The organism is Pseudoalteromonas sp. SG44-5 (assembly GCF_014164175.1).
Lineage (GTDB): Bacteria > Pseudomonadota > Gammaproteobacteria > Enterobacterales > Alteromonadaceae > Pseudoalteromonas > Pseudoalteromonas nigrifaciens.
The window spans coordinates 44,105-66,632 of the sequence record NZ_JACJES010000008.1 but is presented as its reverse complement, the minus strand read 5'-3'; the positions used below and the strand labels follow the sequence as shown (position 1 = coordinate 66,632).

The 22,528-nt window shown below is 35.7% G+C and carries 18 protein-coding genes and 1 tRNA gene; 1 reads left to right on the top strand and 18 read right to left on the bottom strand.

Annotation, left to right across the window (positions count from 1 at the left end; genetic code table 11):
• Positions 1-827: 827 nt before the first annotated feature.
• From H5079_RS10620 to H5079_RS10540, 17 genes are all read right to left on the bottom strand, one after another.
• On the bottom strand, positions 828-1,994 hold the full coding sequence (locus tag H5079_RS10620) for a nucleotide sugar dehydrogenase (RefSeq protein WP_182684050.1): 1,167 nt from the start codon (positions 1,992-1,994) through the stop codon (positions 828-830).
• Positions 1,995-2,018: 24 nt separating this feature from the next.
• Positions 2,019-3,083 (bottom strand): UDP-N-acetylglucosamine--undecaprenyl-phosphate N-acetylglucosaminephosphotransferase, encoded by a 1,065-nt coding sequence (gene wecA / locus H5079_RS10615; RefSeq protein WP_182684049.1) that lies wholly within the window; start codon positions 3,081-3,083, stop codon positions 2,019-2,021.
• 65 nt (positions 3,084-3,148) lie between these two features.
• The gene (locus H5079_RS10610; RefSeq protein WP_182684048.1) at positions 3,149-3,916 is read right to left on the bottom strand and encodes a glycosyltransferase family 2 protein; all 768 of its coding nucleotides are present in this window, start codon (positions 3,914-3,916) and stop codon (positions 3,149-3,151) included.
• A gap of 18 nt (positions 3,917-3,934) precedes the next feature.
• Positions 3,935-4,729 (bottom strand): hypothetical protein, encoded by a 795-nt coding sequence (locus H5079_RS10605; protein WP_182684047.1) that lies wholly within the window; start codon positions 4,727-4,729, stop codon positions 3,935-3,937.
• 59 nt (positions 4,730-4,788) lie between these two features.
• Positions 4,789-5,991, bottom strand: coding sequence for a hypothetical protein (locus H5079_RS10600; protein WP_182684046.1), 1,203 nt, complete (start codon positions 5,989-5,991; stop codon positions 4,789-4,791).
• A gap of 26 nt (positions 5,992-6,017) precedes the next feature.
• On the bottom strand, positions 6,018-7,040 hold the full coding sequence (locus tag H5079_RS10595) for a glycosyltransferase family A protein (protein WP_182684045.1): 1,023 nt from the start codon (positions 7,038-7,040) through the stop codon (positions 6,018-6,020).
• Positions 7,025-8,293: an ATP-grasp domain-containing protein gene (locus H5079_RS10590; protein WP_182684044.1), complete on the bottom strand. Its 1,269-nt coding sequence runs from the start codon at positions 8,291-8,293 to the stop codon at positions 7,025-7,027. Before H5079_RS10590 ends, H5079_RS10595 begins: the two co-directional genes overlap by 16 nt.
• Positions 8,290-9,036 (bottom strand): phosphorylcholine transferase LicD, encoded by a 747-nt coding sequence (locus H5079_RS10585; protein WP_182684043.1) that lies wholly within the window; start codon positions 9,034-9,036, stop codon positions 8,290-8,292. Before H5079_RS10585 ends, H5079_RS10590 begins: the two co-directional genes overlap by 4 nt.
• Before the next feature lie 3 nt (positions 9,037-9,039).
• Positions 9,040-9,507 carry a glycerol-3-phosphate cytidylyltransferase gene (gene tagD, locus H5079_RS10580; RefSeq protein ID WP_182684042.1) on the bottom strand — a complete coding sequence of 156 codons (468 nt, stop codon included), beginning with the start codon at positions 9,505-9,507 and terminating at the stop codon, positions 9,040-9,042.
• Positions 9,504-10,616 carry a DegT/DnrJ/EryC1/StrS aminotransferase family protein gene (locus tag H5079_RS10575; protein ID WP_182684041.1) on the bottom strand — a complete coding sequence of 371 codons (1,113 nt, stop codon included), beginning with the start codon at positions 10,614-10,616 and terminating at the stop codon, positions 9,504-9,506. Before H5079_RS10575 ends, tagD begins: the two co-directional genes overlap by 4 nt.
• Positions 10,617-10,623: 7 nt before the next feature.
• The gene (locus tag H5079_RS10570) at positions 10,624-12,063 is read right to left on the bottom strand and encodes a lipopolysaccharide biosynthesis protein (RefSeq protein ID WP_182684040.1); all 1,440 of its coding nucleotides are present in this window, start codon (positions 12,061-12,063) and stop codon (positions 10,624-10,626) included.
• Positions 12,060-12,938 carry a glucose-1-phosphate thymidylyltransferase RfbA gene (gene rfbA / locus H5079_RS10565; protein WP_182684039.1) on the bottom strand — a complete coding sequence of 293 codons (879 nt, stop codon included), beginning with the start codon at positions 12,936-12,938 and terminating at the stop codon, positions 12,060-12,062. The genes H5079_RS10570 and rfbA overlap by 4 nt, the downstream gene beginning before the upstream one ends.
• Before the next feature lies 1 nt (position 12,939).
• Positions 12,940-14,043, bottom strand: a complete 1,104-nt coding sequence (rfbB, locus tag H5079_RS10560) for a dTDP-glucose 4,6-dehydratase (protein WP_182684038.1) — start codon at positions 14,041-14,043, stop codon at positions 12,940-12,942.
• A gap of 61 nt (positions 14,044-14,104) precedes the next feature.
• A complete protein-coding gene (locus tag H5079_RS10555) occupies positions 14,105-15,082 on the bottom strand; it encodes a Wzz/FepE/Etk N-terminal domain-containing protein (protein WP_182684037.1) in 978 nt (325 codons plus the stop codon).
• Positions 15,083-15,383: 301 nt separating this feature from the next.
• A complete protein-coding gene (locus H5079_RS10550) occupies positions 15,384-18,062 on the bottom strand; it encodes an SLBB domain-containing protein (protein WP_182684036.1) in 2,679 nt (892 codons plus the stop codon).
• A gap of 121 nt (positions 18,063-18,183) precedes the next feature.
• Positions 18,184-18,966, bottom strand: a complete 783-nt coding sequence (locus H5079_RS10545; RefSeq protein WP_089367703.1) for a YdiY family protein — start codon at positions 18,964-18,966, stop codon at positions 18,184-18,186.
• A gap of 32 nt (positions 18,967-18,998) precedes the next feature.
• On the bottom strand, positions 18,999-19,817 hold the full coding sequence (locus H5079_RS10540; RefSeq protein WP_011327107.1) for a mechanosensitive ion channel family protein: 819 nt from the start codon (positions 19,815-19,817) through the stop codon (positions 18,999-19,001).
• Positions 19,818-20,079: 262 nt separating this feature from the next.
• Here H5079_RS10540 and H5079_RS10535 point away from each other — a divergent pair.
• Positions 20,080-20,155 (top strand) — tRNA-His (locus tag H5079_RS10535).
• 523 nt (positions 20,156-20,678) lie between these two features.
• Here H5079_RS10535 and H5079_RS10530 read toward each other — a convergent pair.
• Complete coding sequence (locus H5079_RS10530; RefSeq protein ID WP_182684035.1) at positions 20,679-22,220, bottom strand: PAS domain-containing methyl-accepting chemotaxis protein; 1,542 nt, start codon at positions 22,218-22,220, stop codon at positions 20,679-20,681.
• Between the last annotated feature and the right edge of the window lie 308 nt (positions 22,221-22,528).

Genomic DNA, 22,528 nt, shown 5'->3' with positions numbered 1-22,528 from the left:
CCAGTGTTTTTTAAATATTATAATTGTCCATCACACTCGATGGGTACTTATTTTGCGCAGTAATTAAAGCATGGATATAAAGAAAAAGATAGGTTCTAGACTCAAGGTTATATAGCCTTGAACTTACTACCTTCTGCCATATCAGTAACGCTTGCCCTAGCTTAGAGAAAAAACTTTACTTATATAGCTCTTCAGACACGTTCCAGTTCGTCGCAGAGCTCCTCTCGCTCAAGCTTGAAAGCAAAACTATTTGCTTGTCTAGCCCTTCGGGCACGCTTCCGCCCCTAGGTTGCAGTTCCTACGTACTGATGCAGCTTAAATTTTGATATTTATAAGCGAGATTAAAACTACAATTACATAAAGGTTATTGTATTTTTTTGTTTTGGCTCGTCGCTTTTACCTTGCGTTACAGCACTGAGAATTGATTTTTGTGACTGGCTTTGGAGAAGTGTATTTTTATTTATTACGGGATACTCGCGATTTATTTCGAGGTTTACTAATAATAAATACTGGCTTTCCGTAGCTATCTGCACATTTAATCAATTGCAGTACATACAACATCAAACTAAATGAGCGCAGAATTATACCCGATGCGATTCATTTGTAAACAAAGAATTAATAGTAAGTTTATCTGTTGATATACGAAATACCAAGGGCTTAAGGAGTACATACAGATTAAAAATTCAAGTTCAGTAGATTTTTTAGCTGAATAACTTCTACTTTGTCAGAACTGTGGTATTTACCAACCAATTGCAAGCCCAAAAAGTGATTTTATTACTCAAGCACTAACTCTATAAAGGCTAAGCTATTATCTTGTGATTTAAACCTTAGTCACTACCAAATAAGTCACGTGTATATACTTTACCTTCAATATCGCTAAGATCTTCAACCATACGATTTGATACAACTATATCTGATATTTGCTTAAATTCGTTTAAATCTTTAATTACGCGAGAATGATAAAACTCTTTTTCATTGAGTACTGGTTCGTAAACTACAACTTCAATACCTTTAGCCTTGATTCGCTTCATAATACCTTGGATAGCAGAGGCTCTAAAATTATCAGATCCAGCCTTCATCACTAAGCGATATATACCAACAACCTTTGGCTTACGCTTAATAATTGAGTCAGCAATAAAATCTTTACGTGTGGTGTTTGCATCAACTATTGCACCAATAATATTGTTGGGCACATCCGCATAATTAGCACGAAGTTGTTTTGTATCTTTCGGTAAACAATAGCCGCCATAACCGAATGACGGGTTGTTATAATGGTTACCTATTCGAGGATCTAAGCTAACCCCTTGTATAATCTGCTTACTGTTTAAGCCATGTGATTCAGCGTAACTATCGAGCTCGTTAAAGTAAGCAACTCGCATTGCGAGATAAGTATTTGAAAAGAGCTTTATTGCTTCAGCTTCAGTCGAATCTGTAAATAACACTTCTATGTTTTGCTTAACAGCGCCTTGTTTAAGTAAATTGGCAAATACTTCCGCACATTCACTTTGCTCTCCGACCACTATTCGTGAGGGGTGCAAGTTATCGTGTAAAGCTTTACCTTCGCGTAAAAACTCTGGTGAGAATATTAAGTTATCTACACCTAATTCTGTTTTAATATTTTGCGTAAAGCCAACAGGTACTGTCGATTTAATGACTAAAACTGCACTTGGGTTATGCGCTGTAGCATCTTTAATAACGGCTTCAACCGAGCTGGTATTAAAGTAATTATTTTCTACATCGTAATCGGTAGGAGTAGCAATAATTACATAATCAGCATTTTTATAAGCCGTGATTTTATCTGTGGTTGCATTAAAGTTTAAATCGCTACGTATTAAAAACTCACTAATTTCAGTATCAACAATTGGAGATTTTTTATTATTTAAAAGAGCTATCTTTTGTTCATCAATGTCGAGCGCAACAACTTCATTATGTTGTGCTAATAACATAGCGTTAGAAAGCCCTACATATCCGGTACCCACTACTGCAATTTTCATATAATTCACTTAGCTAACTTAAAACTAGATTGATAATTTGGGAAGGTTTCTTTTGCGCCTAATAAAATTAATTATTTTGCAATAATTAACAAGCACACTTAAATAAATAGAAAATAGAAGTACGAATCCATAAAACATATAATACTCTGGTACTTCAAACACTTCTCCAAGCATCCCTATCCCCGCCAATATTGCTGAAACAGAACAAATAAGCATTAGCGTCTGCAATGACGAACAACCTATTCGTTGGCATATATGATGTAAGTGCTCCCGGTCGGGTTTGAACGGCGATTTCTTTTGCTTAATTCGACGCAGCATAATTGCTACCATGTCCATTAGTGGCACAGCAATCAACCATAATGCTGTTACTGGACGGATCATTGGAGTTCCTGAGTTTTGGCTTGCGCCAATTAATAGCCAAATAACAGTAAAGCCAATCATCATACTACCGGCGTCACCCATAAATACTTTCCGCTTTCGCCCTACTAAACCTAAGTTCATTAATATATAGGGAATTATAGTTACGACGAGTAATATACATAAGTAACTTAATTTTTGATCTCCAGTTAAGGATAGTAAAATCGCTAAGCTACCAAAAGTAACAATTGATAACCCTCCGAGTAAACCATCTATACCATCAACCATATTAAATGCGTTGATACAGCCTATTACTGCCAAAACGGTTACAGATACACTCGCTATACCAAGCTCTATTTCACCAAAGCCAAACATATCACCTAAAGTTAGCATTTTGGCTCCAGCAAAGTAAATCATCACAAGAGATACAGCCGTTTGCACAGCCATTCTAAACTTAACACTTAAATCAAATCGATCATCCAAAACACCAATTAATGTTAAGCAACTAATACATAACATAAATAAATCACCATGGTTGATCAAACCAGGGTGAGAGTAAATATAATGCACAATAGTAATGCATATTGCTACACCACCAATTAAGGGGATATTTCCTGTATGCATTTTTCGGCCTGATGGTTTATCCACAAGTCCAATTTTACGTGCAACTTTACGCATAAAAAATAATATTGCCGCAGCGATAAAAAAGGTGAAAAGAAGATCTAAAAACATAAAAACCTGATTTGGGAAGAATGTAAAATTAATTGTTAAAAGTAAATTTAAAGCAGTTTATAAGTTTATTTTCGAAATACAGCCCTCCAAGCATAAAAACAAAAGCACTTTATTGCTCGTGGTAAACTTAAACTCTCTATTTCTCGATATATTGACCATTGCCGTACAGCTTTTTTGAATTTATTTCTAGAAATTGAATTTGGTAAAATTCGATATTGCGCCAAGATTTCCGGTACCAAAAATGCATTATTTCCTGTTTTTAATAACTTGAGCCACAAAGCGTAATCTTGTCCTGTTCGTATTAATGGCATGGAAATATCACTGAAAGCATTACGTCTAAGCATAACTGTAGAACACCCTAATGTAGCTTTTTTTTGTAGCTGATCTAAATACGAAAATGAGCCTGATTTAGTTGAGTCCACCGTTTTATTAAGCTTATCTCCAGAACCATTAATGAGTTCATAGGCAGTAAAAGAAAAGTTTATATTTTCAGCGCTTTCCATAAAAGTAATTTGTTGCTTTAGCTTGTTAGGTAACCATAAGTCATCACTATCGATAAAAGCTATATAATCACCACTAACATGTGAGAGTGACACATTTCGGCTCACTGCTGCTCCACTATTTACTGTGTTTTTAAAAACATGTACCCGATCATCATTCTCTGCTATTTCATTCAACATATCTAAAGACGAATCGGTAGAACAATCATCTGTTATTAACCACTCCCAAGACAGATAGTTTTGTGCTTTTATTGATTCGTAAACACTTTCTATATACAAAGATGAATTATATGATGCGGTAATTATTGAAACCTTTGGAGTGTTTGTATTCATTTTTATTACCATAAGTAATTATTTTAGTTTAAAAAAACCTTTGAATGAGGATGTTAAGCTTGTAAAAAATCTGGCTAATTCAACCTCCTTTTTCAATAGTCTTTTTATATAAAATGCAATTAAAAGAGGGATCCCACTAAAGCTAAAAACTCTACGGAAGATTGCTCCTTTAGCGAAATTAGCTGTATTACTAGTAAAGTCACCACCGGAGGTTAAATCTCGGTGAATTGATGTAATAATTGGTAAAAACCGGCCTTTGCCACCTTTACGTAAAATATCTGCGAGAAATATATTTTCTTCACCTGATTTATAAATAGCTCCTAAGCCAAACCGTGTATCGAATGCAATCCCTTTATTAAGTATTTTATTTCGATTAATAATAATTTCAATTGAGCTTACTTTCATAATACTGACGCGGCTATGAATAAACTCTGAAGTAGAATACTTTTTGCGTTCTGTATTTTCTGAAACTGCATATTTAGTCGTTATGAAATCGTCATTACTGAGTTCTATTTCTTTAAAAGCTGCTATAGCTCCCTGTGGTATAACTTCTATGTCATCGTCAGTTATCCATACTAAATCAGCACTTGAAGAGAGTATTCCAAGCATACGACTCCTTGCTAGCCCTTTATCCAAAGAGTAAATAATGTCATATGCTGGTGTATATTCATTCTGATAGTTTTTTATATCAACTTCGAATAGCTGGCAAACTATAGTAGAGCGGATACCTGTTGTTAAATAGCAGTTTTCAGCAAGGAATTTTGTTTTAGTGAGACCACTAAAAACAGTTGAAATAATTAATTCTTTTTTCATTTTACTCGATGTCGTACGTATTATTTAGATAAAGTAGGTAAGCTAAATCAAATGATGTATCAATTGATTGTTACTATTTGTTTTTCTGGGTTTTTAAATAAATAGTAAGACAAGCTTATGAAAAACCACATTACTATTATGAATAAAGCATTTGTAGTAAAAAAAACAAGTGCCATTGTTATAAAGGAAAGTCTATATTTTTTAACCATAGTAAAATATATAAAGGGAATCATAAATATTGCACCACCGATCAGCCCCGTAGAAACAAAAGCCTCGACGAAACCATTTTGAGTAGATGGTATGCTAAAAGTATTAGCAAAATCATAATAAATAACTCCTTCCAAGCTATTCCCAACACCAGTTCCACTGGTATTGTTCGATATGACTAAAATCAATTTATTAAACGAATCAAAAATTCGAGTATTTGAAGAGCCATCATTCCCAGTCAATATTCCCGTTACCCTAGAAAGTAAAGCAGAATCTGGATTCATTAATATTACGCTAGGGATAGTAATAGAGCTAATTAGAAGTACTTTAAGCTTAGCTGCCGAGCTTTTATGCAGTGCTTTATAGCCAATTAATATGCAAACAGATGTTATTCCCGCTATTGAATAAGTTAAAAATAGTGCAGATAAAATAATTAACCATTTCTTTTTATTAATTAGTGTTACTTTATTTTGTATCTCAAAAGATATTATTAAGCCTAAACACGCCACCATAAACCATGAATACCAAGAGGGTTCCTCAAATATTCCGCCAAATCGAGTGTAAAAAGTATAGTCGTAAACATTAAGCCAATGTTGACGGTTAGATTGATCGCCATGAGGAATTAAATTCAAAAAAGGTGCTTTATTTAGGTAGTATAAAACGAAAAAGGCCAGCTGAATTAAACTATGAAAAATCACGACAGCTAAAAGACTAAGTGTAACACTAAGCTTTTGAGATTTAGTTTTTAACCACAACGGTATACATAAAATTAGAAGTACTGAGACTAGTATTCTTACTGAAGTTCCAAAAAAACCGGTAAGAGTAAAGTAATCTTCAAACATTAAACTCATTGAAGATATAAATGATACAAATACCCATAAAAAAAAGGTCATATTGAAATCACTTAACACTACTTTTTTAAACTTTAACAAAGAATAAATAACAAATAGTAAACCACCACAATCAGCAACACTGATCGGCCCTGCAATTCGTACGGTATACATTGATAAAGATACTAATAATAAAAAAAATACTATTCTTATATTCTTACCCAAAATCACCAACCTCTAAAAAGCATTAATCACTTCTTTAATATATTATTTTGCATGAACCTAAACACAGGCAGTAAATAGTACATGCTAAGCAATATAATTTTTCTCTTATTATAGACATGAACTGTGTTTGATAATTTAATAAAGTGCTTTGCAAGATGATATCTTTTTTGGGATATGGCTTTTAATGCGTTTGAAATATAGAGGTTAAGAATGGCATGCTGAAAATCTTTTTTAAACGGGCTTTTATCAGCAAGTAACTTAAAGCAATCAACCTGTTTGCTGATACTGTTTTTAACTTTGTTTTCGCAAATTAGTTTTTGAGATGAAGACCAAGATCCAATTGATTCGATCCTATATACTGTAGTGCAATCTGGAATAAATAAAACGCCATATTGCTGAGCACCTGCGATTTGTATAAATATATCCCCCACTGGAGCACTGCAAAACCACTTAGGAAGGTTTGTCATAACACTTTTAGCAACCATTATTGATGCTGTTGGAATAAAATCTCCACCACCACGAATAACTTTATGTACAGAAATTAATTCAGTTGCATCGCTATACTGAGCAATACGTTTAACCTTTTTATCGCTAAATAAGCCAAAAGCAGCGGTAAAGCACAACTTAATTGTAGGATGCTGTAAAAGTAAATTAAGTTGCTTTTCTAGCTTATATTCATCAACCCAAAAGTCATCTCCTTCGCACAAGGCGATATACTCGCCTTTACTTTGCTCTATAGCAATAGACTCAACTTTAACATTTCCTTTTGAGTATTGGTTTTCAGTTTGGTAAATCACTTTTATAAGATTGGGATAATTATTTTCATACTCTCGTAAAATTGCACATGTAGCATCAGTGGATGCGTCGTCGTGTATAACAATTTCAAAAGCATATTCTGTCTTTTGTGCTAAAAAAGAATTTAATGCATCTTTAATGTAAAGCTCTTGGTTATAGCAAGTACATACAATGCTCGTATAAATTCTATCTGTATGTTTCCATAAAGACTTTATTTCTTCTTCAGTTGAAAGTGGAGTTAGCTTTTTAAACATACTAAACCTTGCACCATATCAACAGAAAAACAGGGGATATTACATTGGCGCTTTACATCTTCGCGTTCTTTGAATGAGTCATCTATAAAAATAGAGTTAGGCTCAGTGATGTACTTAGATTTTGGAGTACCATCTGTAATGTGTATTACCTCATCGAATAACTGAGTTAATCTCATCGTTTTTAATGTGTTAAAAATATTTTTGGCATGACGAGTAATTAAAATTACTTTTATATTTTTATTATGACATTGATAAATAAACTGGACTAATTTGTCATTCACTTTGTCTTTAAATATTAAGCAGTCGTCAAAGTCGACATAGACTGTGTTGAAATCTAAATTTGACTCAAATTGAAATGATAAATTTCTATACAGTTTAATATCTAGATCATTTGGTAATGCTTGAACAGCTATATTATCTGCTATTAACAAAGAAAGTTCCGCAAAATTTATTCCGTTAATACGGCTAGTGATCATGGAGCCTGCAATTCGCGTCGCGACTTCTAACAAGCACAGTTGACCATTTATATCTTCCTTCACTTGGAAAAACCATGCGCCTTGAAGCTTAATAGTACTATTTATTTTTTTTGCAAAATTGTAGAACTTTGTATTATTTGATACTAACTCTGTTTCAGTTGCGATACCATTTCTCATTGCATTACGCTGACGTGCCCTTGCGTACAATAATTTATTATTGGCATCACTCACGCAATCAACTGTATATTCTGCACCTGGTAAATACTCGCAAATAATATCGTCTGAAGTGACATCATCTAACTGCTGCTCATTGTGAATTACTTTGGCGCCGACACTCCCTTGGCCTATATTTGGCTTAACAAAAACAGGGTAGCTGCAAATTTCGCTAGGCAAAGTAAAAACAGTAGGAACACGCACGGAGTGCTTAAGTGCCTCGTACATTAAACTTTTTGAACGACAAATTTTATTAGTATCGTAGCTAGAGGATATTACTTTAACCCCTAATTTATCGCTAAATTGAGTTAGCTTTAGCGATGCTGAATCATGTGCCGGGAAAATATGTGTTATCCCTTTATCGTTGATAACCTTTTGCAACTCATCAATAAAGTTACCCTCTTCAACAAAGGGGATACCAATCGTATTATTTGCTTTAGGAATTTCAGAAAAGCACTCTATTCCATTAGCACCAAAAAGCTCAACATTTTTGACAACTGATAGAGAGCGCACAATCTCTTGTGCTACTTCTGTACCACTAGGTACAACTAAAACTTTATTCATCGCCAGTATGTGTCCTCATAATGGATTGCTTTATTGATTTCTTCAGTTGAAGGCAGAGTCTTCCAATCACCATAACGACTCTCTAAAAACTTTTCCGCCTCTGCAGGCGCTTTGAATTGATGCTCTTCAAAAGCAATCATTTGAGTTCGACTAAATAAAGAGCGAGAATAAAAAATATCTCCAGCATCTGTGTAGTACTTACCTGTATTTGAGTTAGCGCGAAGGCTTAATAAAGTAAATGCTATTTTTTTTACAATATTAGATTTATTGGCAAATGACTTCCTGAACAACTTACTAGTTAGTTTACTAAAAAAAACATGGAGTTTACGCTTAATTATATTGTCAGGAAGGCAATAAAAAGGGTAAATATCTAGACATAAACCAATATCGTCACGTTGCATTGTATGATTGTATACATCCCACTCTGTTTCTTTTGAAACTATTTTTGTCGACTTATCAGAAACCCTCAACACCCAGTCATAATAGTTATCTTTATCTAATGAAAGAAAATGATACTGACAACTATTTTTTAATACTTTAATCGCTTTTTTTTGATATGTAGCAGGTATTCCTATATCGAAATCATCATCCCAAGGGATAAAACCAGCATGCCTCACTGCACCAAGTAAAGTACCGTATGTTAAGGTGTACGGAATATTGTTTTCATCAAGGGTCTGTGTGATATCAATGGCCATTGTTAAAAGTTGCTCACGAATTTCTTCACTACTCAATTTTGGACCCATATCTTACTCGCTGTAATTAAGTTTTTTAATAATTTCGATCGCGTCATTTAGACTTTTTTGAACTTTATTTAAATCGTTCTTTTTTAGATCTGCAATTAAGGTTTTAATTTCTGATGTTGAAATACTTTTAGTTCTTGGTAAATATACAACCTGGCAAAGTGAACTTAATGAATCAAAATGGCCTTTCCAATCATCTCCCATTGCAAAAATATCTACATTGTATTTATTAATATCTGACTCTTTTTGCTCCCACTCACGCTCTGGAATCACTAAGTCAACATACTTACATGCAGCTAAAATTTCTGCTCTTTCTTCATAAGAAAAGAAAGAGCTTTTACCTTTGCTTTTATTAAACTCATCTGATGAGAGTCCTACAATAAGTTTATCCCCCAAACTTGCCAATCGTTCTAGTAAACGAACATGACCAACATGAAATAAGTCAAAGGTTCCGTACGTTAAAATAACCTTCATTTTTTTTCAGCTCTTCGACTTAAAAGCACAGTTGATATCACGACTTCCTGCTCCGCCAATGTTAACTCTGCATGAATAGGTAAACATAACACTTTCTTTGAAATGTCCGATGCAACTGGAGTGAGACCACAGTAACGTTTATATAAATCAAATTCTGTTATTAGAGGATAAAAATAGCGTCTGGCAAAAATGTTTTTCTCTTGTAATTTAGCAAGTAACTTATCACGCGTTATGCCAAATTTTTCTTGATCAACCAAGATGGGATAATAAGAATGATTCAGTTCTACATTGTTTTCACGATGTAATATTTTAATACCCGCCACTTTAGAAAACGCTTTATCATATAGTTTTGCTACGCGAGCGCGCGCTCTTATTGATTCATCAACCTTAGGTAACGAAGCTAAACCAAAGGCAGCTTGTACTTCATTTAATTTTGCATTCATCCCGCATAAGCTAATTTCAGTTTCAGATTCAAACCCAAAGTTTTTAAGTTTATCTAACTTTGTTTTTTCTTCTAATGTTTTGCAAACAACAGCTCCCCCTTCAATCGTGGAATACGCTTTAGTCGCATGAAAGCTCAAAATTGATAAATCACCATAGCTTAGGATTGATTGGCCATTTTCTTTATTTGCAAAGGCATGGGCAGCATCATAAACAACCTTAAGATTATGCTTAGCTGCAATTTGACTAATTAGCTTGTCATTACAAGGCATACCATATACATGTACTGGTAATATCGCGCAGGTTTTTTCTGTTATAGCTGCTTCAATTTTAGCTGGATCTAAATTAAACGTATTTGGATCAATATCAACAAAAACAGGGGTTAAATTGTTCCACTTGATAGCGTGTGCCGTCGCTGCAAAAGTGTAAGGAGTTGTAATAACCTCCCCTTTCAATTCAAGTGATTGCAACGCTATTATAAGCGCTAATGTGCCATTAGAAAATAAGCTAATATAAGGAACACCTAAATATTTACAGAGTTCTTTTTCCAATTGTTGATGATAATAACCACTATTGGTTAGCCATTTTCGCTGCCATATATCCTCTAAGTAAGGAGTAACTTCTTCTAAAGGAGGAAGCAACGGTGAAGTTACTGTTATTTTATCCATTTTCACATTAAACCTTTCTGCTCAAAACTATATTAATAATTTGGCTATATAAGTCATTCTGCATAAAACGAGCAAAAGCAGCATACATCACTGGCATTATAACGAATATCAACATTAGGTGACTATAAGCACTCATCGAGTACAGTTTGACTAACTCAGCGGCCAAACTATATGTAATTAAGGCGCTTGCTAATACTATTAACCAAATAGGTAGAAGAGCAGCCAATTGATTACGAATTTTTAATCTACTAAACTTGCCTGTGTAATAAGAATTTATAAAAAATGCCACATAAGTATTTATTAGCAAACCCACACAGATTGCCTTAATTCCTAAGGGAATAGTTATAAACAACATTAATACAATTAACGCTTTCTTGATTATCTCAAGCTTCAAAAAAATATCTGAACGGCCCTTAACTTGCAGTAAGTTTAAGTTTATCGCGTGAATTGGATAGAGCATAAAAGCAAAACTCAAAATCATTAACAACTCAGCAGCTGCAGACCAGTCACTTCCTAACACTACCTCAACAAATGGTTTAGCAATAATACCCAAACCTGCCATTAGCGGAAAAACAACGAAAGCAGACATCCGCAAAGTTAACAGATAATTTGACTCAAACTTCTCAGTCTCATTTTGTATATTACTCAACATTGGGTAAGTAACACGTTGAATAATCGAAGTAAGAGTCATTGCTGGTACGCTTGACAGTTGGTTGGCTTGGGTAAATAAGCCCACTTGAGCTGTATTAAATTGCTTGCCAATAATCATTTGGTATATATTTTTAAAAATAGTATCGAGTAGTGAAGCAGCCAGTAGCTTTGAGCCAAAACTGAATAAGTAATTAAAAGAACGTTTACTAAAACCTGTTTTGGGGAACCATGGATGAAATATATTAAGTAAAATAACATTAAAAAATGCATTCGTTAATGTTTGGCCTACTAATGCCCATACGCCATACCCTGATTTAGCTAACCATATAGCAATAATACAACTTATACCGACACTTAGTAACGATGCTTTTGCTTGTGTTTTAAAGTTCATAGTAATAGTTAACTTTGCTCTTTGAACAATTGTAAAACTATTAATAATAACAACCAAAGCAAGTACACGAACCAAAGAGACTAATTGAGGTTGTTCAAAGAAACTTGCAATAAAAGGAGCTGAGAAGAAAAGTATTGCGTAACAAAAGAAGCTAACAAAAATATTAAAATAAAATGCGGTTGAAAAATCAAGTTCAGTTCGTTCTGAATGACGTATTAAAGCTGAGGTGAGGCCACTATCTGTAAAAACCTGACCCACTGCAATAAATACTGCTAGCATGCCCACTAATCCAAATACATGCGGGCCTAGCATTCGCGCTAAAAATAGCATAACTACTAATTGAATTACCTGGGTTGCTAATCGTTCGATTGCACTCCACTTTAAACTGTTAGCTGTAGATTTCATGCGTTTTTTAATAAATCAGCTAAATAAAGACCATACCCATTTTTAGACATTTCTTTAGCTTTTACTGCTATACTCTCAGCAGTTAACCAACCATTATTAAATGCAATTTCTTCTAAACAGGCTATTTTATATCCTTGGCATCTCTCAATTGTTTCTACAAACTGAGCCGCTTCAAGTAAACTCTCATGAGTGCCCGTATCCAACCATGTAAACCCCCTACCAAGCATTTCTACATTGAGTTTATTTTGCTTTAGGTACATTTCATTAAGGCAGGTAATTTCAAGTTCACCACGCGTTGAAGGCTCTACTTGCTTTGCTATTTCTATTACTGAATTATCATAAAAATAAAGCCCAGTTACTGCAAAGTGCGACTTGGGTTTGGTTGGCTTTTCTTCAATCGAAATTGCTTTTTGATTTTCATTAAACTCTACTACACCAAAGCGTTCTGGATCTTTTACTTGGTAGCCAAATACAGTTGCACCTTGACCATTTTTAGCATTTTCTACCGCATGTTTTAACTTTGGCGTAAAGCCTTGCCCGTAGAAAATGTTATCACCAAGCACTAAACATACATCGTCATCAGCAATAAACTCTTCCCCTAGAATAAACGCCTGCGCTAAGCCATCTGGACTTGGTTGTATGGTATAACTGAGTGCAATCCCAAAGCGTGAACCGTCACCTAATAAACGTTTAAATGAATCGCTATCATCTGGGGTAGTGATTATTAAAATTTCACTAATACCCGCCAACATTAATACCGATAGCGGATAATAAATCATTGGCTTATCATAAATTGGGAGTAACTGCTTAGAAACCCCCATAGTTATAGGATAAAGCCGAGTGCCGGAGCCTCCAGCAAGGATAATTCCTTTCATGTTACTCTCCTTTATCTTGCGTATTTATTTCACCAAGGCGCTCTCGTTGGTAAGAACCATCTTGCACATTCTGACACCAGCTTTGGTTTTCTAAATACCATTCAATTGTTTTACGTAAACCTGTTTCAAAGGTTTCAACCGGTGTCCAGTTTAGCTCTGCACTCATTTTTGATGAATCTATGGCATAACGTCTGTCGTGTCCAGGGCGATCTGCCACGTACGTTATCTGCTCTGAGTACGGGGAATCCTTAGGTACTAAAGTATCTAAAATACTGCAAATACTTTTAACAACTTCAATGTTTTGCTTTTCGTTATGGCCACCGATGTTATATGTTTCACCAACTTTACCTTCGGTTACCACTTTATAAAGTGCACGAGCATGATCTTCTACGTATAGCCAGTCACGTATTTGGTCACCTTTGCCATAAATAGGTAACTCCTTGCCTTCTAATGCGTTTAAAATGACAAGTGGTATTAACTTCTCAGGAAAGTGGTAAGGCCCGTAGTTATTAGAACAATTAGTGACAATAGTCGGAAAACCATAAGTACGTAACCAAGCACGTACCAAATGATCGCTAGAGGCTTTGCTTGCTGAATATGGGCTGCTAGGTGCATATGAAGTTTGTTCCGTGAATAACGGTAGCTCTTTACCCAAAGCATTCCCTTCCTGTTCATCTGGGTGAGGTAAATCACCATATACTTCGTCGGTAGAAATATGATGAAACCGAAAAGCTTCCTTTACTGTATCAGTTAATGTATTCCAATATTCTCGAGCTGCCTCTAAAAGATTATAAGTGCCAACAATATTAGTTTGTATAAACTCTGCAGGACCAGTTATAGAACGATCTACATGGCTCTCTGCAGCTAAATGCATTACAGCGTCAGGCTTATGCTGAGCAAACACACGCTCCAGCTCGGCCTTATCACAAATATCAACTTGCTCAAAACAGTAGCGCTCACTGTTGGATATTTCTTGAAGTGACTCTAAATTCCCTGCATATGTCAACTTATCTAAGTTTATAACTGAGTCATTGGTATTATTTATTATATGTCGCATAACAGCTGAACCAATAAAGCCTGCACCACCCGTAACTAATATTCTCACTATTGGCCCTTTTTAATAAATTCGAAGTCAAAACTTCCTATTCGCACTAACTTATATAAAATTATTTTCTTACTATATAAAACTTAATTAAAATAAAAAACACACTTAGTACACCCGCAAAAAAAGTACTTATTAAAACAATTAAAGCACGTTGAGGTTTAAACTTTTCTTCTGGTACCAGTGCAGGGTCAATCGTTTTAAATATATACTCAGCACGAACATTAGCAAACATTATAGTTTTAGTTTGCTCTTCAACTAATTTATATAATACCGTACGTATGTCAGCAATTTTTGTCTGTTCCAGCTGTTGAGCCAAGAAGTTCGTACTTTTAGTTGCCTCAATTACATCCCTCTCCTTCATTGTTTGATTGATATCTGTAATTAACCAATTAACCCATTGCTGCGCAATAATAGGCGAAAAATGCTCTATAGATAAGCTCACCATTCCTGTTTCATTATCTTTCTTAATGTTGATAATTTTTTCGAAGACTTTGTAGGCCTCTTGCATTGACGGCTTAGGCTTAAAAGGTGCTTCTACTTCTCTTAACCATTTATTTCTCTTAGCTTCAAATATTTCCTCGTCGTAAATAATTTCATTAGTTTTCATATCCCAAGCTTTAACGGCCATTAAATCAGCAAGAATATTATGCTTTTGAATGAAATCACTGGTAAATTGACGTGACTTTAAAACCTCAATTGCCATTTGAGTTTTATCTACACTTCCATTTGAGCCTAAGTTTACACCGGCTAAACTAGCTAAACCGCCGAACTGACCTGCCAATGCTCCTAACCCCCCTGCTTGCTCTTGCTCTGCAGGAGCTAAAAGTGCTTCAGATTTATAAATATTTGGTTGTTTCATTGCATAAATTACTGAAGCAATTGAAAACAAAGAAACTATTATAATAATTATCCATCGCCCCTGCCATATAACAGAAAAAATCTCATGCAGGTCAATTTCATCATCTGTTAGATGGTGATTTTCTACATATATATTACTTGCCATTTTTTCGTTATTTAGTTTTCCACCTTGATTGTTCATTAGTATCTCATCAAATCAGCTATCAATAGTTGTGTAACCAGATTATTTAATCGAGTTATTGTTATTTATAAAATCAGTTTTAATTGATGTTCATAATACTTCGCATCAGAAAACTTGTTCAATCCCTCACTAAAGTCTTATAACTAACAGCTAAAACTATTTATTAGTCCTTTAAACACGCTTCCGCCCCTAGGTTACAGTTCCTACGTACTGATTTTATTAATTAAATTTAATTTAACCTACAAGAAAGCTAAAGTTAATTTAGCTTTCTTAATTACTTTTGACTAAGCGTGTCATTGGATTAAATACCGCTAATGGCTGCAACTGCAATACCCATTTGATATAGTATTTGTGTTGCTGTACTCCACAAGGTTAACTTATCTAAGTGTCCAGCATCCATTGGCACTACAATAGTATCACCCGCCTCTAGTTGGTTTGAGCTATTAGCTACAAACCAGTTGCCTGTGGTAGGAATTTTAACTGAGCCATTGGCTTTAATGATATAAATACGGTCCTCATCTGCACGTTCTTTTAAGCCACCACTTAAATTTATATAGTCGTCGACACTTATGCCAGCTCGGTATAAGTGCGAGGTTGAGTAATTAACTTCACCAATTACACTAATAGAATCACGTTTACTTGGCACATAAAGTATATCGCCATCCTGTAAAACTAAATTTTGTTGGTTATTTGCTATAAGTGGTAAATCAATAACTAAACGCCCTACAGCTTCAACACTAGCAAGATCGTTGAGTAGTTTATTCATTTCATCATACGATAGTCGGTTACTACTTATAGAGCTTTGAAAGCTTTTTGACGCTATATCGCGGCGCAGCTCTGTAGCAAGTCTAGCTAGTTGCTCTTGCTCTTGCTGTTTAATTGACTTTCGCGTGAAAACAGCTGCTCTCTGCTCTGCAAATTGTGAAAAACCACCAGCACGCTCTAATAAATTAGTTAACGTTTCGCCACGACGGATAGTGTAGGAGCCCGGAAACTTAAGCTCTCCTTTAAGCTCGACTTTTACGTTTTCTTGCCAATTAGGAATTGAAAAAATATTTAGACTGTCTTTGCTACGCAAAGGGATATTACTATTTGAATTTTCTTGCATTGCATGCTTTAAGTTAAATTTAACATGCTCTATTTGCGAAGCGTCGGTTGTCGATATTCGAGTGATTTCGGCTTGTTCTACGTATGCTGATTCTAACAATCCACCTGCGGCAATAACTAGATCATCAACGTTACCCGCTACTGTTAACGGATACACACCTGGGAACATTACATTTCCGTTAATTTCTACCAGCTGCATTGCCGAATTAACCGAAGCCTGTAATTTTAATTTAGCTAAAATAGGCGCTAATAATTTTTTACGGCTAAATAGCGCATATTCTTTATTTTCAAATATAAGCTCTTCTTTGGCTTTACGCTTACTAATTTCGGCTAGCGACTTTTCTTTATCATCTTGTATTTCAGGGTTATTTTCTTCTTTGATAACGCCTACATACTTTTCAAACTCAGTTTGCTCGTACTGATGCCATTGTTCTGTTTTTTTCTGTTGCTCTTGTTGCTCTTTAGTTAATGCCATATTTTCTAGGGCAAGCTTTTCTGTTTTTTCTTCTTCGAAGCGGCTAAATATTATTATTTTGTCGTTTGCATTTAGCGTTATGTCATTTTCGCTATTTTTAACTATGGCTTGTGCCACATCAAATTGATGAACTTGTATGTCGCCACTTATATTTACTTCGCGCACTACTAGCGCATAACTTAAATCGGCTTGCGGTAGTAAGTCACCGCGTACCGATGTTAGCACGTCAGAAATCCGCTTACCTTTATGCCACTGATAATTACCTGGGCGGACTACTGCACCAATTAAGCTAATTGTATTTTTATATTGCGCACTTATAGAGTTAAAGCGAATATGGTCACCATCTTGCGGGATATAGTTAATATTTTCAGCTGAGAAATCAACAGACAAAACTTCTTTTCGATTATTATTATAGCGTTCAACTAAAACATTTTTAGCATATGCGTCTGCTTTTAGCCCACCAGCCATTTTAAGCAACTGTGTGGCTGTTTCGCCTTTCTTAAGCTCAAAAATCGCGGGCCGCTTAACTAACCCTTCAACAGATACTTGTTCGCCTACGGAAGGAACAAATACTACATCGCCTGGCTTTAATACAATATCGTTACTACTATCGCCATGGATAAGTAGGTCGTATAAATCAAAATTGGTTACTACTTTGCCCGAACGCTTTACTTGAATATTGCGTAGTGAAGCAATGTCAGATACGCCACCACTTACAAATAATGCATGCGAAACGGTAGTCATCGACGACACGCTATAGCTACCTGGTTTATAAGCTTCACCGAGTACTAAAATACGCATACTCCGTAATTCACCTAACGATACAAACGCTTTAACACCAATTGCTTCTTGCTCTACTTTCGCTGTAATTAAATCTTTTACTTCTGCGAAGGTTAAACCGGCTACTTGAGCAGGACTTAAGTCGGGAATATTGATGCGTCCTTCGCGATCAACAATTACTTCTAGGCTGTTACTTTCTTTGCCATAAAAGTTAATTAGTAATTCATCGCCAGCCCCAATCAAATATGTATCAGGTACTGCTGCCGTTTCGCTAGGTATAAATGTTGTCGGCTCTCCAGAAAATAGTCCGTACCCAAAAGGCTTTACTTTTTTTAAATTTGGGTTAAAGCGCTCTTCTTCTGATTGCCCTTCTTCTTTTTCTATATCGTCTAGACGCTCACCAATGGTGTATCCCTGTTTTTTTGTACTACCTTGATCAAGTGAGCTATCTCCGGTCATTATAGATAAGTCTACGCCGTACTGTTTTGCGAGCGCTTCTTGCTGAGACTTAGGGAGCTTTTTAAATTGCTCTAATTGCGATGCAGTTGGCGTGAAAGCCAATGTGTTAAAACAACATATTAGTATAAAAGCACTAAATAAGTATTTAAAAACGTTCACGAGTAGGTATTTCCCTAAGTCTACAGCCGAAATGGCCGCCATTGTACTTATAATTAGACGAATAAAAAAGGGGCTTACGCCCCTTTCTTTGTTACTAAAATACTGCGTTTTGTTAAATCAGTTAAAAACTGTAAACCAATGTTAACGAGGTCTCTGTGTCGGTGCTTTCTTTGTCATCAGCAACATCTGAGTTGTTAATAATATTGTAAGCAACCTTCATTTGTAATGAACCATTTATTTTAGCAAGTAGTGCAGTTTCTGAACGTGTTTTGGTGTTGGTGTCACCATACTCCACTGTTACTAATTGCGTAAAACGAGCGTTATCAGAAATCTTCCAGTTGTAATCTAATTTACCTAAGGCAATAATTTCGCCTTCGTATTCACCAGCAAGTGAATTACCATTTTCGTCAACTTCTGTGCTTACATCTGGATACTTAAAGTACTTATAACCAGGACCAATTTCGGCACTTAACCACATGGTTTTTTCGTTTAATAAACGCAAACCATAACCAGCAGAAACTACCGACTCACTTCTATAGGCACCAAAATAGTCTGAAACGTGTGAACCATAAATGAATAGGTGCGAGTGTTTTTCATTTAATTTGTAATTGCCTTGTGCAGAAATAGCGTATTTTTCGTTAGTACGCTGTTTGTCTTTTGTACCATCGTCGTTTTCTACTTCGTCTTCTTTATAAATACCGTCGATTTTGTACTCATTATTCCAACGTTCTAGATGATGCAATACCTTAATACCACCTTTAAGTGTGGTGGTTTCGGTGTTACCGCTGGTAATAATAGCGCCTAGCTCACTGGTAACTTCCCAGGTTTTTTGCTCAGCGTCGTCTGCAAATGCGTTAGTTGCTGCTGTTGCTGCAACTAAAATTGATAAAAGCTTTAGTTTCATTTAAAAATAACCTTTGTATAGCTGTAAGTAAATTAATCTTGTTTGCGTAAATGTACATCCATTTGAGGAGCTGGAATATTGATCCCTTGCTCATCAAATATAATTTTAATTTCTTCGAGTAAACTCCAGTACGTAGGCCAATAATCGGCTGACTCAACCCACGGGCGAACTATAAAGTTTACGCTTGATTCAGCAAGCTCAGATACTGATACGTTATAAGCCGGATCTTTTAAAATGCGTGACTCGCTATCGAGTATTGATTTAAGCACTTCTTTCGCTTTGCGTAAATCGGCATCGTAATCTACACGAATTACTAAATCTATACGGCGTGTTGACTCTCGTGAGTAATTAACGATTGCATCTGACATGATTTTTGAATTTGGCATTATGATAACTTTGTTATCTGGGGTGCGCAGCTCTGTTGAAAATATTTCGATTTTTTTAATAGTGCCGGCTTTATTACCTGCCTCTACGTAGTCGCCCGATTTAAAAGGGCGTAGTAAAATAATCAGCACGCCTGATGCAAAGTTAGAAAGAGAGCCTTGTAGTGCTAAACCTACAGCTAAACCAGCAGCACCTAAAATAGCAATAAATGAGGTTGTTTCGATCCCTATTTGCGACAGCGCCATTAAAACGGTCGCCATAAATACTATGGCAAATACAATACTAGAAACAAATGAGCCTACTGCTTTGTCTACTTTCTTTTTGTCGAATGCTTTTTCGGTTAAGTTTGCACAAAATTTTGCAATTCGCCCACCTAATAAAAAGATAACCAGCGCTATTACCGCTTGTATTCCATAGTGTAAAATTAGGCCTGAGTTTTCATTAAGCCAATTGAGTACCGATTCCATTTTGTGGTCCCTGAAAGTCGTTCATCTGATTTTATCGGCAAATTATATATTATTTACATTTTAGATTCATTACATAATGGGTTTGCATAAATGAGTTTTAATCCAGTTACTTATTAAAACATTAGTTAACTTGACTGCTTTTCGTGCAAAACACACACTAAACATGCTATTTCGCTCTTTTTTTAATTTTTTTCACTTTTTTGCTTCACAACTTTTAATACTTTATGTATTATGCTCCTCACACCAACCAAGGTGTGTTGTGGCGGTTGTAGCTCAGTTGGTAGAGCCCCGGATTGTGATTCCGGTTGTCGCGGGTTCAAGCCCCGTCAATCGCCCCAATTTTTCTTTCCTCAAGAAAATTTTAAATTCCTTACGTTGCTTCTCAAATTTTTACGCTTTTAAAAACCCATATTAAACAAACAAAAATACAGAACTTGTAGTAGGAAATTTACCTTGCGCTTTTTTGATCTTAATAATCGCGACATAAAGCCACGCCTACAACAAACACACCCCGTAAGCGGGAGTTTACATCGCGCAAATTTTAGCAAGCGCGGCATAAAGCCTCGCCTACAATAAACACACCCCGTAAGCGGGAGTTTACCTCGCGCAAATTTTAGCAAGCGCGGCATAAAGCCACGCCTACAACAAACACACCCCGTAAGCGGGAGTTTACCTCGCGCAAATTTTAGCAAGCGCGGCATAAAGCCCCGCCTACAACAAACACACCCCGTAAGCGGGAGTTTACCTCGCGCAAATTTTAGCAAGCGCGGCATAAAGCCCCGCCTACGGGTAATTTAAACACCGAGCTTGGCTTAATCTCTGCCTAAAACCTAATGCCTGAAACCTGCTCTTACCCGCCCTTTAATCTACTTTGAAAGATAGCCCTAATGATGCAAGCATTTTTGAGCGTTTATCAATAGAATCTGATTCGACTTCTACTAATTGTGCTTGAGTTAGATTTTCGCTTGAGGTTTCACTAATATTGTAAATGTTACGACTAATCTCTTGCGATACCATACTTTGTTCTTCGGCAGCTGTAGATATTTGGCCCGTGAGATCTGATATATCGCTAATAGAAAGATGAACCTGAGAAACTACCTCTTGTGTTTGGCGTGTTTCTTTAACACAGTCTTCTGCAGCATTTTTTCCAACTTCCATCGTTTTAGACCAGCTTAATAACGTTGACTGCATTTCTGCTATAGATGTTTGTATTTGCTCAGTGGCAGAGTGGGTTCTACTTGATAGTGCGCGAACTTCATCTGCAACGACAGAAAAACCTCTACCATGCTCTCCAGCACGCGCTGCCTCTATGGCTGCGTTTAACGCAAGTAAATTAGTTTGATCTGCAATACCTTGAATTTCTTGCATGATATCGCCAATTTTACCTGCCTCTTTGGCTAATTCTGTTGCTGAATTAGCTGAATTATCTACCTCATTTGCGAGTAAAGAAACTTTATCCATAGTTTGCGACATAGCCTGCGTAGCTGCTTCACAATTTGAATGCGCTTGATTTACTTTCTGGGTAGTTATAACAGTACTTTTGGCAACTTCATCAATTGAGTTAACCATTTGCTCAACCGCTGACGAAACCTGATGTAGCTCTGCAGCTTCTTTTTCAACTCCCAATTTAGATTTTTGAGCAACGGCTTTGAGCGAGTTGGCACCCTTTTCTAAACTCAATGTTCCATCGATGATCCGCCCTACTATTGTAGTGACTTTTCCTTCGAGTAATTTAATTTGAAAATCAGCAAAACTAAATATATTACTGCCCGAAAACACATGGCGAGAGATACTGTCTGACTCAGTTTTTCTTTTTTTAAGGTATCGCTGTGATAAAACGAGCTGATCATAATAAATAACAAATGGCAGAGGAATAAACAGCAAAATAAACCACAGTGAATAACTAGCTAACCAAGCAAAAAGTGCACTAAAGCATAAATATAGAGGGAGTTTGAGTGCCGACAGATTATGAGTAAATGTATTTATAGACTTGCCACTATTAATACGCTTATACAGATTTTCTGCGCTGTTTAAGTACTCAGGTAATAGTCGGCGCCTAACAGATTGATAGCCTATTTTTTTTCCATTTTCATAAATTGGCGTTACAAATGCGTCAACCCAGTAGTATTGACCATTTTTACATCTGTTTTTAATTGCACCTCGCCAAGCAATATCATTTTTTAAATTAGACCATAAATCGGCAAACGCAGCTTTGGGCATATCAGGGTGGCGCACCATACTATGGTTATTACCTACTAGCTCGTCTAATGTATACCCAGCAACTTTACAAAAGTTATCATTTGCGTAAGTTATAACTCCTTGCAAGTCTGTAGTAGAGAGTAGTTCTTCATCAATACCAAAAGTAACTTCCTGGTCGACTATCGCTTGTTTTTGCTGACTCATTTGAATGATATTCCCTTAGGGTGATATATCGCTGAAGGATAATTTATAAATGTAAAAGGCGCAATTACAATGCTTTTTTATTTGTTTTATTTTTTAAATAGTAAAAAAGTTGATTATATTGAGTGTATTTTTAGTTACAAATAACTATTGTTAAAAGAGTAGTTTGTTTTTTGAGCAATGTGAGGGAAGCAGGAAATAAATTATAAAAATATTAAAAGCGTTAGATATAAGGTTCTAGCTTTTAAGCTATAGATAAGTGATATAGACCTACTTGTAGACGGGAGTTTACCTCGATCAGTTTTTTAATT